General features: G+C 72.3%; 10 protein-coding genes. 4 read left to right on the top strand and 6 right to left on the bottom strand.

Going from position 1 to position 13,550, the window contains the following annotated elements; translation table 11 throughout:
• The first annotated feature begins 9 nt into the window (after nt 1–9).
• The 3 genes from QE370_RS14515 to QE370_RS14505 all read left to right on the top strand — a co-directional run bounded on the left by QE370_RS14515 (nt 10) and on the right by QE370_RS14505 (nt 3,340).
• Nucleotides 10–435 carry an organic hydroperoxide resistance protein gene (locus QE370_RS14515; RefSeq protein ID WP_253021770.1) on the top strand — a complete coding sequence of 142 codons (426 nt, stop codon included), beginning with the start codon at nt 10–12 and terminating at the stop codon, nt 433–435.
• A 113-nt stretch (nt 436–548) separates the two neighbouring features.
• The gene (locus tag QE370_RS14510; RefSeq protein ID WP_253021768.1) at nt 549–1,550 is read left to right on the top strand and encodes an FhaA domain-containing protein; all 1,002 of its coding nucleotides are present in this window, start codon (nt 549–551) and stop codon (nt 1,548–1,550) included.
• Between the two features lie 11 nt (nt 1,551–1,561).
• Nucleotides 1,562–3,340: a serine/threonine-protein kinase gene (locus tag QE370_RS14505; protein ID WP_309634766.1), complete on the top strand. Its 1,779-nt coding sequence runs from the start codon at nt 1,562–1,564 to the stop codon at nt 3,338–3,340.
• Nucleotides 3,341–3,347: 7 nt separating this feature from the next.
• On the opposite strand, the gene QE370_RS14500 is transcribed toward QE370_RS14505, so the two are convergent.
• Genes QE370_RS14500 through QE370_RS14490 form a run of 3 tightly spaced genes read right to left on the bottom strand, consistent with a single transcriptional unit; the run spans nt 3,348 to nt 7,179 of the window.
• Nucleotides 3,348–4,304 (bottom strand): glycoside hydrolase family 6 protein, encoded by a 957-nt coding sequence (locus QE370_RS14500; protein ID WP_309634765.1) that lies wholly within the window; start codon nt 4,302–4,304, stop codon nt 3,348–3,350.
• A gap of 59 nt (nt 4,305–4,363) precedes the next feature.
• Nucleotides 4,364–5,608 carry an alkaline phosphatase family protein gene (locus tag QE370_RS14495; protein WP_309634764.1) on the bottom strand — a complete coding sequence of 415 codons (1,245 nt, stop codon included), beginning with the start codon at nt 5,606–5,608 and terminating at the stop codon, nt 4,364–4,366.
• A complete protein-coding gene (locus tag QE370_RS14490; protein ID WP_309634763.1) occupies nt 5,605–7,179 on the bottom strand; it encodes an alkaline phosphatase D family protein in 1,575 nt (524 codons plus the stop codon). Before QE370_RS14490 ends, QE370_RS14495 begins: the two co-directional genes overlap by 4 nt.
• A 98-nt stretch (nt 7,180–7,277) precedes the next feature.
• On the opposite strand from QE370_RS14490, the gene bluB reads away from it, so the two are divergent.
• The gene (bluB, locus tag QE370_RS14485) at nt 7,278–7,928 is read left to right on the top strand and encodes a 5,6-dimethylbenzimidazole synthase (protein WP_309634762.1); all 651 of its coding nucleotides are present in this window, start codon (nt 7,278–7,280) and stop codon (nt 7,926–7,928) included.
• 152 nt (nt 7,929–8,080) lie between these two features.
• On the opposite strand, the gene betT is transcribed toward bluB, so the two are convergent.
• The 3 genes from betT to QE370_RS14470 are packed head-to-tail and all read right to left on the bottom strand — an operon-like array spanning nt 8,081 to nt 13,385.
• Nucleotides 8,081–10,129 carry a choline BCCT transporter BetT gene (gene betT / locus QE370_RS14480; protein WP_309634761.1) on the bottom strand — a complete coding sequence of 683 codons (2,049 nt, stop codon included), beginning with the start codon at nt 10,127–10,129 and terminating at the stop codon, nt 8,081–8,083.
• The gene (gene betA, locus QE370_RS14475) at nt 10,126–11,868 is read right to left on the bottom strand and encodes a choline dehydrogenase (protein ID WP_253021753.1); all 1,743 of its coding nucleotides are present in this window, start codon (nt 11,866–11,868) and stop codon (nt 10,126–10,128) included. The genes betT and betA overlap by 4 nt, the downstream gene beginning before the upstream one ends.
• A gap of 11 nt (nt 11,869–11,879) precedes the next feature.
• Entirely contained in the window at nt 11,880–13,385 is a 1,506-nt protein-coding gene (locus tag QE370_RS14470; protein ID WP_309634760.1) for an aldehyde dehydrogenase family protein, read from the bottom strand.
• Nucleotides 13,386–13,550: the final 165 nt, after the last annotated feature.

Below are 13,550 nucleotides of genomic sequence, written 5' to 3'. Positions count from 1 at the left end.
GGAGGAACCATGGACGCGATCTACACCGCCGAGGCACTCGCGACGGGCGGCGGCCGCGACGGCGGGCACGTCGTCACGAGCGACGGCCGCCTCGACCTGCACACGGCCCTGCCGACCAGCATGGGCGGCAACGGCGAGGGCACGAACCCCGAGCAGCTCTTCGCGTCGGGCTACGCCGCCTGCTTCCACGGCGCCTTCCAGCTCGTCGCCCGTCAGGCCAAGGCCGACGTGAGCGACTCGAGCGTCGGCGCGAAGGTCGACATCGGCTCCAACGGCCAGGGCGGCTTCGACCTCGCCGTCACGCTCGAGGTCACCGTCCCGACCCTGCCGCACGACGAGGCGCAGGCGCTGGCCGACAAGGCGCACGAGGTGTGCCCGTACTCGAACGCCACGCGCGGCAACATCGACGTGCAGATCGTCGTCGTCGACGACTGAGAGACTTGCACGTCACGTCCTGGCCGGGGCGTGTCGTGCCCTGGGAGGAGCCGCGGTGGAACATGTTCCACCGCGGCTCGCCTGTTCCTGGCCTGCCGTCCGACGATGGCAGCATGACCACGCTCACCTCCCTCGCCACGAACCTGTTGATCCTCGTCGCCTTCGTCGGTGTGGTCCTCGTGGGACTCCGCGTCGCCCAGAGCATCTTCGGCACCGGCTCGAAGAAGGCAGCCGCCACCGAGGCCGCGGCGCGCCTCGTCGCCTACCCGACCGGCTCGGCCGCGGTGCTCCGCCGCCGCTTCGTCAAGGCGCTCACCGGCCAGCACGTGGTCATGCCGAGCGGGGACCGCGTCGCGTTCAGCGAGCTCGTCGTGCGGGTCTCGCCCGAGGACCTCGAGCGCCTCGACCCCGACGGCGACGTCGACCGGCTGGGTGAGGACGCGGCGAGGCTCTACCTGACCCACGCCGAGCGTGAGGGTTGGAGCACGCCGGAGGAGGTGCGCGTGGAGGTCGAGGTCGACCCGGCACTGCGACCCGGCTGGGTGCCCCCGGCCCGCGGGAGTCGCACGGGCGCCTCCGTGCGACGTCCGCTCGAGTCGTCCGCTCGACCCGGGCGGCAGCCCGTCGTCCCCGACTGGGACGTCGTCGCCGACCTCACGCCCACCGCGTCGACGGCGCCGGCTGCGCCGACGCCGCTGCCCGTGCGGACCGACGTGCCGGCCGCGCAGGAGACCATGGCCTTCCCCGTCCTCGTGCCGGCCGACGCCGCCCCGACCGTCGCCGGCGCACGCGACCTGTTCCTGCACCGCGGTGCCCACAGCGTCCGCGTGCCGCGCGACGGCGTCACCGTCCTCGGACGGCTGCCCGAGAGCCCGCTGCCGCTGGAGGAGCCGGAGATCTCCTACCGTCACGCCGAGCTGCGGCTGCTCGCCGGCTCGTGGCAGGTGCGTGACGCCGGCAGCACCAACGGCACGTCGGTCGACGGCGAGCGCATCGGCGACACCTGGGTGACGGTGCGCGACGGTGCCGTCCTGGCGCTCGCGGGGGTCAAGGTCGCCGTCGGCTCCGACACGCACGGCACGGTGGCCGTGTCGGGTGTTTCGCGTCGGCCGTGACAATGGTGCCCATGGCCGATGAGCGTGACCGTCGCTCCCGACGGTGGAGGAGGCGTCGCACGACGTCGACGCCCGGCGCTGCCACGACGCCACGACCCGACGGCGCGTCGACCGCACCCGTCCCGCTGGTGCCGGCGGCCGGCACGGTGCCGGTCGGCGGGTCCGACGGCCGCGACACGGTCGAGCCGCAGGTCGACGCGTCACGCTTCGAGCTGCAGGGTCGGATCGGTGCCGGCAACCACGGGGTGGTGTTCCGCGCTCTCGACCGTCATCTGGGCCGTCAGGTCGCCATCAAGCGGTTCTCGCACTTCCTGGCCGACGACCCGCGGGCGATGCGGCGCATCACGCGCGAGGTCGAGACCCTCGCCCGGGTCTCGCACCCCAACGTCGTGACGGTGCACGACCTCGTGCGGATGCCGGACGGTGACGGCGAGGTGACCCCACATCTCGTGATGGAGCTCGTCGAGGGCACGTCGCTGCGCGACCTGCTCGCGCTGCGCGGTCCCAGCCCACGCTCGGTCCTCGTCGTCGCCGGTGTGCTCGACGGGCTCGCGGCGTGCCACCGCGCCGGCATCCTGCACCTCGACATCAAGCCGGCCAACGTGCTCGTGACCGACACCGGCGGCATCAAGATCGTCGACTTCGGCATCGCCCGGGCGGCCTCCGACGCCACCGCGACGGTGGCCGGCACGCCGCACTACATGGCCCCCGAGCAGTACGACGGGCGCGCCGACGAGCGCAGCGACGTGTACTCCGTCGGGTGCCTGCTCTTCGAGACCCTCACCGGTCGGGCCCCGTTCGAGGGGACGATGGCCGCCCAGCTGATGGCCCACCGCACCCAGCCGCGTCCGGACCCGCGAGCCTCGGCGCCGTGGGTGGGTCCGCGCCTGGCGGCCGTCGTGCAGACCGCGATGGCCGTCGACCCCGACGAGCGGTACAGCGGTGTGGAGGCGATGGCGCGCGCCCTGAGGTCGGCCGCGGACGACGTCGGCGATCCGTCGACCGCTGCCGTCGTCGCACCGACGGCAGAGCGGCCAGCACGACCCGCGGCGACGCCACCGGTCGTGCTCGCGCCGCCGGCACCCGTGGGCGCCCCTCTCGTCCGACCGTTGAGCCGTCCCGCCGACCTCGGCGACCGTCCCGACGCCCGTGCCGCGACCCCGGACCACACGCCCGAGCCTGCCCTCGCTGCGACCGGCCCCGCCGTCACGCGCTGGACACGGCTCGTCTCGTTGCTGCTGGGCCTCGGGATCTGTGCCGTGGTGCTCACCGTCGTGCCGATGCTGGCGTGGGCGAGCCTCGAGCTCGCGCCGCCCCGGGTGCGACCGGCGACGATGGACCAGATGTCCGCCGACGCGTGGTGGATGCTCTCGGTCGGCCTGGCCCTCGTGCTCCTGCTCGTGCGTCGCCGTCGCTTCTTCCACCACCTGGCGGGTCCGGAGGCCGGGAGCCCGCTGCCCGACGGGCCGCTCGCGCCGAGCGTCGGTCGTGGCGTGCGCATGGCGCTCCTGGCGGCTTTCGTCGGCACGCTGCCGCTGCTGGTGCCGTGGTACGTCCTCGGTCTGCTCGCCGGGCTCACGGCCGCCGGGGCACCCGCGCCGAGCGACCCGTTCGCGGACGCCTGGACGACGGCCTGGGTGCTGGCGCCTCTCGTCGCGCTCGTGCTCGGGCTCCGCGGCATCCTCGGCATGCGTCCGCGGCTCGGTGCCCTGGCGCTCTCGTTCCTGCTCCTCGTGGCTGCCGGGGCAGCGGCGGCGTTCTTCCTGCTCGCGGGGCCCTACGTCCTCTGATGCACAGTCAGCGCGCCAGCAGGCGCCGGGCGCCGGTGGGCCACCAGGTGCCGGCGTTCGGGCCGCCCTCGCACTGTCCGTCGGACTCGCCCGGCCGCTTGACCCACAGGTAGGCGTCGAGGCCGTTGCGGTCGACGATCATCGGCGTGTGCCCGAGGCGCGCCGCCGGCGGGTTGCACCAGACGCCGGGGGTCACCGGCTTGGCCGCGCCGTTGCGCGAGGTGTCCACGACGTACCGCTTGCCCTTCACGCCGAGCTTCGCGAGCTCGGCCACGACGGCGGCGCCGTAGGTGCGCTCCTCGCTGGTCGGGCGGAAGTTGGAGGTGTTGGTGGCCAGGCCACGCGCGTCCCGGACGCCCGCGGACACCAGGCGCTTGGCCATGTCCTGCGGCGTGATCCACCGGCTGTGCCCGGCGTCGATGTAGACCCAGACGCCCGCCCGTGCCAGGCTGCGCGTCGCGTACCGCAGCAGTGCGGTGCGATCGCCCTGGCCGGAGCACGCGCCGAGCAGCGCCAGGGCGTCAGGCTCCAGCACGACCATCGCGTAGCGGCCTCGCAGACCCTTGGCGACCTGGTCGACCCAGGCCTTGTACTGCGTCGGGCTGAGACCACCCGCGGAGTGCTGGCCACAGTCGCGTCCGGTGATCGCGTAGACCGCGAGCAGCGGGGTGCGCTTCGCGCGACGGGCGCGGTCGGCGTACTCGGCGGCGACGGACGCCACCTTCGAGGCCGGGTACCCCTCGGTCAGCCAGAAGGCCTGCGCGCGCGACCCGATGGGTGCGTAGCGCTTGTCCTTCACCGCCGCGCGCGCCGACGCCGTCGTGGGGTCGACGTAGACCGCGCGGGTCAGGCGCGGGTCCTTCGCTGCGGTGGCCGGGCCGGCGGCAGCGAGCACGGACAGCACGAGGCACACCAGCGTCAGCATCGACGCCGGCGTCCCGACACGACGAAAGGCCCCGACCACGTCCCTGATCCTAGGCGCGTCGGCGCTCCCGCGCCGGGCTTCTGCCCGGTTCGGCCGGCTCAGACACGCGCGACGCCGTCGAAACCGCCTTGCGGAGCGCCCAAGCCGAAGATCTTCGCGATCGTCGGAGCGACGTCGATCGTCGCGGCGCGCTCGCTGAGCACCGCCGGGCGGACGGCGCCGCCTGCGAGGAAGAACGGGATGGCCTCCGTCGCGGGGTGCCCGTGGTTGCCGGGGATCGGGTTGGAGTACAGGTCGGGGTCGGAGAAGCGGTAGCCCGACTTGCAGTAGACGACGAGGTCGCCCGCCTTGGCGCCGAGGCGCAGCTGTGCCGTGGTGCGGACGCTGAGCACGCCCGGCGTCGCGAGAGCCACCCGCGTGGCCTCGGCCAGCGCACGGGACCGGTCGGCGCTGCGGCCGAGGTAGCTGATCACGTCGGCACCGCCGTTGTCGGCGATCGCGACCTTGCCGTCGAGCAGGGCGTTGCCCTTGAAGGCGCGCGTCAGGCTGATGAGACGGTCGGGGTCGCTCCAGTCCATGGAGTGGTCCGCCAGCACGACCACGGTCGTGGACGACCAGGTGCTGCGGGTGCGCAGCCAGGAGACGAACGAGCCGATCTGCGCGTCGGTGGAGGTGAGCGCGGTGCGGCGCAGCACCTGCAGGTTGGATCCCGTGAGGTCGCTGTGCCCGAAGCGGTCGATGTCGCCGAAGTTCGCGAACACGAGGTGCGGGTCGGCCTCGGAGATCATCGTGCGCAGCGCGCTCATGGTGAACACGTCCAACGCGTGGTTGGTCACCGGCAGCAGCGGGAACGGCTCCCACCGGTAGGTGGCTCGCGTGCCGAAGACGCTGTAGAGGTAGTCCTTGCTGAGCACCGAGCCGGTGGTCAGCCCGCGCTCGCGCAGGCGCTCGAGCATGGTGGGGAAGACGATGTCGGTCGGCTCGCCGCACGTGCGCACCTTCTGCTGCGCACGGTCGTAGATGGAGTTCGCCGGGACGCCGCTGCGGTCCGGACGCACACCGGTCATCATCATCACGTGGTTGGGGATGGTCTCCGCGATCGGCATCGAGCGGGCCTGCGGGAACCACCGCCCGGCGGAGCGCAGCGCATGCAGGTTCGGGGTCGACTCGCGCGTGATCTCGTCGGGTCGGCAGCCGTCGATCACGAGCACGTACACGCGCTGGGACGAGACGGGCGCTGCCGAGGCCCACGGCGCTCCGGCAGCGCCCGAGAGGACGACGGCTCCACCGGTGGCGGCGGCCGCGCGCAGCACGGTCCGTCGATCGAGCTGGGGGGCGCTCATGCGGAAGCTCCTGTCGTGGGCTGGTTGACCTTGCGGACCTTCTGGGCCGATGCGGGGACCTCGTAGGACGTCGACCAGGCGGCGGTCGCGGCTCGGTCGGCGCGGCTGCTGATGACGTACCAGTCCATCTGCACGCGCGCCGGTGTCACGTCCAGCACCGAGAACCCGTGGTTGTCGAAGTCGAGGTGCTTGACGTGACGGTTCGCCGTCTTGATCGCCTCCTCGACGCCCACCGACGCGGTGCGCGGCGGAGCCCCGAGGATGTCCTTGAGGTTGTTGCTGGTCACCGACGTGCAGACGAGCTCGGTGCCGACGGTCGTGCTGAGCGGGTAGGTGCCGGGGTTCGTCGGCAGGTCGCACGCCCACGCGGAGTGGATGTCGCCGGTCAGGAAGACGGTGTCGGTGATGTTCTGGTCGGCGAGGTGCTCGAGCACCTGCCGACGCTCGACCGTGTACCCGTCCCACTGGTCGGTGTTGTACTGCACGCCCTCGGCGGGCAGCAGTCCCACGGAGTCCTCCAGGCCGTCGCGCACCCGGTTCGGCAGGGGAGGGACGAGCACGGGGGAGATCATCACCGGGTTGCCCACGAGCTTCCACTGCGAGGCGGTCGTGCTGAGCCCGCGCTTCAGCCAGGCGATCTGGTCGTCGCCGGCGATCTTGCGACCGGCGTCGTCGCGCGACGGCACCTGGGTGAACGCACCCCCCGGGGCGGTGCGGTAGCTGCGCAGGTCGAGCATCGAGAGCTCGGCGAGCCGGCCGAACGTGAACCGGCGGTAGATCTGCGTGCCGTCGCCGAGCCGGGCCGTGCCGCTCAGCCGGACCGGCATCCACTCGTCGTAGGCGCGGTAGGCCGCAGCGCGTCGGGCCGCCCAGGAACCCTCCGTGGCGGGGTCGTGGTTCTCCGCGCCCTGGAGCCAGGCGTCGTTGGCCGACTCGTGGTCGTCCCACGTGCAGATGAAGGGGACGGAGCGGTGCAGCGTCTGCAGGTCGGGGTCGGTCTTGTAGAGCGCGTGCCGACGGCGGTAGTCCGAGAGCGACACGATCTCGTGCGTCGGGTCGGCCTGGCGCACGACGACGTTCTTCTGGCCCATGGCGTACTCGCCCGTGCCGTACTCGTAGATGTAGTCGCCGAGGTGCAGGACGACGTCGACCTGCTGCTGCGCGAGGTGGCGGTAGGCGCTGAAGTAGCCCGCCTCGTAGTTGGCGCAGGACACGACCCCGAAGCGCATCCGCGCGGGCGCGGCGTCCGTCGCCGGCGCCGTGCGGGTACGGCCGGTCGTCGAGCGCGTCCGCTGGTACGTGAAGCGGTAGTAGTACGTCGTGCCGGGGGCGAGGCCGGTCACGTCGACCTTGACGGTGTGGTCCTGGGCGGCGCTCGTCGTCACGCTGCCTCGACGCACCACGCGCCGGAACGCACGGTCGAGGGCGACGACCCACGAGACGTCGGCACGCGGCCCGCGCCCGGAGCCGGGCGTGGCGCTCGCGGTGGGGGTCACCCGCGTCCAGAGGACGACGGCGGTGGGCAGGGGGTCGCCGGAGGCCACCCCGTGGCGGAAGAAGGTCACGGTCATCTCAACGACGCACCTTGGCAGAGGTCCCTGTCCTGGAGGTGAACAGTCGGCGACCGGCCGACGCGTCGATCCCCGACGCCGGTTGCTAGCGTCGCCGGGTGAGCCAGCACGCGTACGCCGCGCACGAGCGCGAGGTCGTCCACCGGGTCATCGCGGAACGTCGCGACATGCGGCACTTCGCCGGTGGCGAGGTCCCGGCCGACGTGCTGGCGCGGCTGCTGGAGGCCGCCCACCGAGCACCGAGCGTGGGCCTCATGCAGCCGTGGCGCTTCGTCCGGGTCACCGACGCCGCGCTCCGGCGCCGTCTCCACGCACACGTCGACGCCGAGCGTCGGCTGACCGCGGAGGCGATGGGGGAGCGCGCCGAGGAGTTCATGCGCCTGAAGGTGGAGGGTGTCCTCGACTGCGCCGAGCTGCTGGTGGTCGCGCTGCCCGACGGACGCGGCGAGCACGTGTTCGGCCGACGCACCATGCCCCACATGGACCTCGCCTCCGCGTCCTGCGCGATCCAGAACCTCTGGCTGGCCGCCCGCGCCGAGGGCTACGGCATGGGCTGGGTGTCGATGTTCGACCCCGTCGTCGTGGCGCGCGAGCTCGCCATGCCCGACGGTGCGGAGCCGGTCGCGCTCCTGTGCCTCGGGCCGGTCGAGGCCTTCTACGAGCGCCCGATGCTCGAGGAGGAGCACTGGACCAGCCCCCGCCCGCTCGCGGACCTGGTCGCGGAGAACCGCTGGCCTGCCGACCGGTGACGCCCAGACCCTTGACCTGACGTTGACGGTCGGTTCTCATGGAAGAGCCGTCCGACGCCCTCCTCACCGGCGCGGGCGAGGGAGGATGACCTTCTCTCGGGACGGGCGGCGGGGCCGGGTCGCTTCCCCTGGGCCGGTCCTGCCGCCTCTCGCTAGATCGACGTGCCGTCCGCGAGGCGCAGGAACTCCAGGTGGCTCTCGTACGCGTCGAGCACGTCGTCGATGAGCTGGCCGTGGGTGTAGCCCATGACGTCGTACCCCTGTCCGCCGTGGCGCAGGTGGACCTCGAGGCGGGCGTAGTAGTCGTCGCCCCGGGGCACCAGCGAGGAGCTGTAGACCGGGATGGGGACCTCCCGCAGCGCGACGCGGTAGCAGAACGGGGTCGACCCGTCCGCGACCTCCGCAGTGAGCTCGACCCCGGGTCTGCCGTCCTCGTCGGTGCAGCGGCGGGCGTCCGCGGCGGCACAGGTCGTGGCGAGCTCACCCGCCACCTCCTGCAACGCGGGCGCCACGACGCGGTCGAGGAACTCCTCGGCCCTGGCGCGGCTCGGGAAGGACATGACCCGCCTCAGGCGCGAGCGCCACTGGCCCGGGCCGCCGCGCTCGGGCGCGCTCCGGCTCGACAGGACGCCGTGCAGGGCGCCGTCGCGCGAGTCGACGATCCACGCCTCGGCCCTCAGCGCGCGGTGCAGGCCCACCATCACCGCGACCATGACCAGGGCGAACGGGATGCCCATGATGATCGTGGCCGACTGCAGCGTCGCGATGCCCCCGACCGACAGCAGCGCGATCGTGAGAGCACCCGTCGCGACCGCCCAGAAGATGCGCAGGGCCGCTCCCGCGTCCGCGTGCACGTCGCGCATGCGGGAGGAGAGGTTCGCCATGATCAGTGCGCCGGAGTCGGCGGACGTCACGTAGAACAGCAGACCCGTGAACGTCGCGATCGACGCGAGGAAGGTGAAGCCCGGGTATTGCGCGAGCATCGTGTAGAAGCCCTGCTCGGGTGCCTCGAGCGTCAGCTGTCCGAACGACTGGTTGCCCTGGCGGACGAGGTCGATCGACGCGTTCCCGAAGATCGAGATCCACATGAGGATGTACAGGAACGGGATCAGCAGCGTGCCGAGCACGAACTGGCGGATGGTGCGGCCCCGGGAGATCCGGGCCAGGAACAGGCCGACGAAGGACGCCCACGCGATCCACCACGCCCAGAAGAACAGCGTCCAGTCCGACATCCAGGAGCCGGTGTCCTCGTGGGCGAACGTCTGCAGCGACATCTCCGGGAAGAGGCGCACGAAGTCGCCGACGTTGAGCACGAGCGCGTCGAGCAGGTAGGTCGTGCGTCCAGTGACGAGGATCCAGACCGCCAGGACGACGGCCAGCAGGACGTTGGCCTGCGAGAGCCACTTGATGCCCTTGTCGACGCCCGACACGGCCGAGAGCGTGGCCATGGCGACGCCGACGACGATGAGCGTGACCTGCGCCGTGAGGCCCAGGGCCACGTCGAAGAGCATGTTCAGCCCGACGTTGAGCTGGACGACGGCGATCCCGAGGGTGGTGGCGACGCCGAAGATCGTGCCGAGCACGGCGGCGAGGTCGACCCCGTCGCCCATCCAGCCCTCGGTGCGTCGCCCGATGAGCGGGTGCAGGGCCGACCGGACCGCGAGCGGCAGGTTCATCCGGTAGGCGAAGTAGCCGAGGGCGACGCCCATGAGCGCGTACATGCCCCAGCCGCTGATGCCGTAGTGGAAGAGGGTCCAGACGGTGGCCTCGCGGGCGGCGTCGACCGTCTCGGGCTCGCCCGTCGGTGGTGCCAGGTACTGCGTGACCGGCTCGGCCACCGCGAAGAACATCAGGTCGGTGCCGATCCCGGCCGCGAACAGCATCGAGGCCCACGCGAAGGTGCTGAACTCCGGCTGCGCGTGCTCCGGTCCGAGCTTCGTCCGACCGAACCGCGACGTGGCGAGGAAGACGACGAACACGAGGATCACGGTGGCGAGGAGCACGTAGAACCAGCCGAACCAGTCGGTGGCCCAGCCGACCAGCGTGCCGAGGCCCGCCTCGGCGCTGCGGGGTGCGAGCAGGCCCCACGCGGTGATCCCGAGGATCACCACCGAGGCGCCGACCAGCACGGGCAGATTCACCCGCGACGCGGGCTCCGGCGACGTCGCGACGGCGGACCCGTCGTCGACGACGTCGGTCACGAGGTCGCTCCCGCGTCAGCCCGGACGGTGCCCGGCACCGGCGCGGCGTTGCGGGGGTCGCCCTCCGGCCACAGCGGCATGCCCGTGCCGTGGCGGTAGAAGGGCACGTCGAGCGGGGCGAGCGGCGTGTTGCCGGCGATCAGGTCGGCGGCCTTCTCGGCCACCATCATCACCGGCGCGTAGATGTTGCCGTTGGTCACGTACGGGAACACCGACGCGTCGACGACGCGCAGCCCCTGCGTGCCGTGGACGCGCATGCTGGCGGGGTCGACGACGCTCGCCTCGTCCGTGCCCATCTTGGCGGTGCACGACGGGTGCAGCGCGGTCTCGGCGTCCTGCGCCACCCAGTCGAGGATCTCCTGGTCGGTCTGCACGCCCGGGCCGGGGGAGATCTCGCCCGCGCTGAAGGCGCTGAACGCCGGCTGCTCGAGGATGTCACGCGCCGCGCGGACCATCTCGATCCACTCGCGTCGGTCGTTCTCGGTCGACAGGTAGTTGAAGCGCAGCGCCGGGTGCTCGCGTGGGTCCCGGCTGCGGATCTTCAACGATCCGCGCACGTCGGAGTACATCGGACCGATGTGCACCTGGTACCCGTGACCACCGTTCTCCTCCCCGCCTGCCGGCTTCGAGCCGTCGTAGCGGATGGCGATGGGCAGGAAGTGGAACATGAGGTTCGGGTAGTCGACCTGGTCGTTGCTGCGGACGAAGCCACCGGCCTCGAAGTGGTTCGACGCGCCGACGCCGCGCCGCAGGAACATCCACTCGGCGCCGATGCGCGGCTTGTGCCGGTGCTTGAGCCAGGGAGCGATCGAGACCGGCTGCTTCGACGCGTGCTGGATGTACACCTCGAGGTGGTCCTGCATGTTCTCGCCGACACCGGGCAGGTCCACGACCGGGTCGATGCCCAGCGCCCGCAGCTCCTCGGCGTTGCCGATGCCTGACAGCTGCAGGAGCTGCGGGGAGTTGAAGGCACCGCCGCACAGGATCACCTCGCCCGCGCCCACCGAGCGCTCGAGGCGGCCACCACGCAGGTAGTCGACGCCGACGACCCGCGTGCCCTGCATGCGCAGGCCGGTGACCAGCGACAGGGTGTGCACCGTCAGGTTCCGACGGTGCCGGACGGGCGCCAGGTAGGCCTGGCTGGCGCTCAGCCGTCGACCCCGGTGCACGTTGCGGTCGAACTTCGCGAAGCCCTCCTGGCGGTAGCCGTTCACGTCGTCGGTGAGCGGGTAGCCGGCCTGCTGGACGGCCTCGAAGAAGGCGCCGAACAGCGGCGACGTGGCGGGTCCACGCTCCAGCACCAGCGGTCCCGAGCCGCCACGCCAGGCGTCGGCGCCTGCGAGGCAGGTCTCCATGCGCTTGAAGTAGGGAAGGCAGTGCGCGTAGTCCCACTGCTCGAGCCCGGGGTCGCGCGCCCACCGCTCGTAGTCGAGCGGGTTGCCGCGCTGGAAGATCATGCCGTTGATGGACGAGGAGCCGCCGAGCACCTTGCCGCGGGCGTGGAAGACCCGGCGCCCGCCCATGTGCGGCTCGGGCTCGGACTCGTAGCGCCAGTCGTAGAAGCGGCTGCCGATCGGGTAGGGCAGCGCGGCGGGCATGTGGATGAACGGGTCGAGCTTGGTGTCCGGGCGACCCGCCTCGAGCACCAGGACGCTCGTGCCCGGGTCGGCGCTCAGCCGGTTGGCGAGGGCGGAGCCGGCGGACCCGCCGCCGACGATCACGTAGTCGTAGCTCTGCATGGGAACCTCCGTCAGGCCCGCGGGGCGGGGTCGGCGCCGAACCAGCCGCTCGGCGCAGGTCGGGTGTTGTGCCAGACGTGCTTGGACTCGCGGTACTCCTCGAGCCCGGCGAGGCCCAGCTCGCGGCCGACGCCGCTCTGCTTGAAGCCGCCCCACTCGGCCTGCGGCACGTAGGGGTGGTAGTCGTTGATCCAGACCGTGCCGTGACGCAGCCGCGACGCGACGCGCTCGGCGCGACCGGCGTCCTGCGTCCAGACGGCGCCGGCGAGCCCGTAGATCGTGTCGTTGGCGATCGAGACGGCCGCGTCCTCCAGGGCGTCGGGGTCGTCGCCCGTGAACCGCTCGACGGTCAGGACCGGCCCGAAGCTCTCCTCCTGCACGCAGGACATGTCGGCCGAGCACTCGTCGAGGATGGTCGGCAGGTAGTAGAAGCCGTCCGCGAGGTCCGGGTCGTCGGGCCGGGCCCCGCCCACGCGCAGCACGGCCCCCTCCGCGACCCCTGCAGCGACGTACGCCTCGACCTTCTCGCGGTGGGCGGCGCTGATCAGCGGGCCGGTCTCGGCGTGCTCGTCGTCGGGTCCGCCGAGCCGGATCCGTGCAGCACGGGCGACCAGCTCGTCGACGAACCGGTCGTGGATCGAGTCCTCGACGACGAGGCGTGTGCCGGCCGAGCAGACCTGGCCGGAGTCGAGGAAGACCGCCGTGAGCGCGTTGTCGACCGCCGCCTCCCAGTCGGCGTCCGCGAAGACGACGTTCGGGTTCTTGCCGCCGAGCTCGAGGGCGACCTTCTTGACGGTCGGGGCGGCCGCGGCCATGATCCGTCGGCCGGTCACCAGGCCGCCGGTGAACGACACGAGGTCGACCTCGGGGGCCTCGGTGAGGGTCGGGCCCACGCGGTCCCCGGCGCCGAGGACGAGGTTGGCGACGCCGTCGGGCAGGCCGAGGTCGGCGAGGGTCCGGACCAGCCAGATCGCCGTCGACGGGGTCAGCTCGCTCGGCTTGAGCACGAAGGTGCAGCCCGTCGCAAGGGCGGGCGCGACCTTCCACGACGTCTGCAGCAGGGGGAAGTTCCACGGCGTGATGAGGGTGCAGACGCCGACCGGCTCGTGCACGACCCGGCTCGCCACGTGCGGCTGTCCCGTGTCGACCACGCGGCCGGCGTCGGCCTGCGCCAGTCCGGCGAAGTGCCGGAACACGCCCACGACGTCGTCCACGTCGATGCGTGCCTCCACCATGCGCTTGCCGGTGTCGAGGGCCTCCAGCCGTGCGACGTCCTCCTTCTCCGCCTCGAGCCGGTCGGCGAGGCGGTGCAGCAGCGCGGCGCGCTCCGGTGCGGGCGTCCGAGGCCAGGGGCCGTCGTCGAAGGCACGTCGGGCGGCGCGGACGGCGTCGGCCGCGTCGGCGGAGGTCGCCTCGGCGACGGTGGTCACGGTGCGGCCGTCGGCGGGACAGCGGATCGTGCGGCTCTCGCCGTCCGACGCGTCGCGCCACCGGCCGTCGATGAACAGGGTGGTCAACGGATCCTCCTGGGGTCGGTCGGTCCTTCGACCCAATCGGTTCTGGGAGACGTGCGCAAATCAGCCCCGCACCCGGCCCCCGCCTCTCGCGAGTTCGGGCGTCCGCCTCGTCCCACCCACCCCGACGTTGACCTGTGATGTAACTCACCGACACACTGAGCGGGC

This window comes from Aeromicrobium sp. SORGH_AS_0981 (assembly GCF_031453195.1).
Classification (GTDB): Bacteria; Actinomycetota; Actinomycetes; order Propionibacteriales; family Nocardioidaceae; genus Aeromicrobium.
Note: the sequence above shows the minus strand (reverse complement) of the source record. Positions and strands in the feature narration are given on the sequence as shown.

Excerpts from the sequence above, each read along its gene's own strand:
- QE370_RS14515 (WP_253021770.1), top strand. The coding sequence starts at position 10 with ATGGACGCGATCTACACCGCCGAGGCACTCGCGACGGGCGGCGGCCGC.
- QE370_RS14510 (WP_253021768.1), top strand. The coding sequence starts at position 549 with ATGACCACGCTCACCTCCCTCGCCACGAACCTGTTGATCCTCGTCGCC.
- QE370_RS14505 (WP_309634766.1), top strand. The coding sequence starts at position 1,562 with ATGGCCGATGAGCGTGACCGTCGCTCCCGACGGTGGAGGAGGCGTCGC.
- QE370_RS14495 (WP_309634764.1), bottom strand. The coding sequence starts at position 5,608 with ATGAGCGCCCCCCAGCTCGATCGACGGACCGTGCTGCGCGCGGCCGCC.
- QE370_RS14490 (WP_309634763.1), bottom strand. The coding sequence starts at position 7,179 with ATGACCGTGACCTTCTTCCGCCACGGGGTGGCCTCCGGCGACCCCCTG.
- betA (WP_253021753.1), bottom strand. The coding sequence starts at position 11,868 with ATGCAGAGCTACGACTACGTGATCGTCGGCGGCGGGTCCGCCGGCTCC.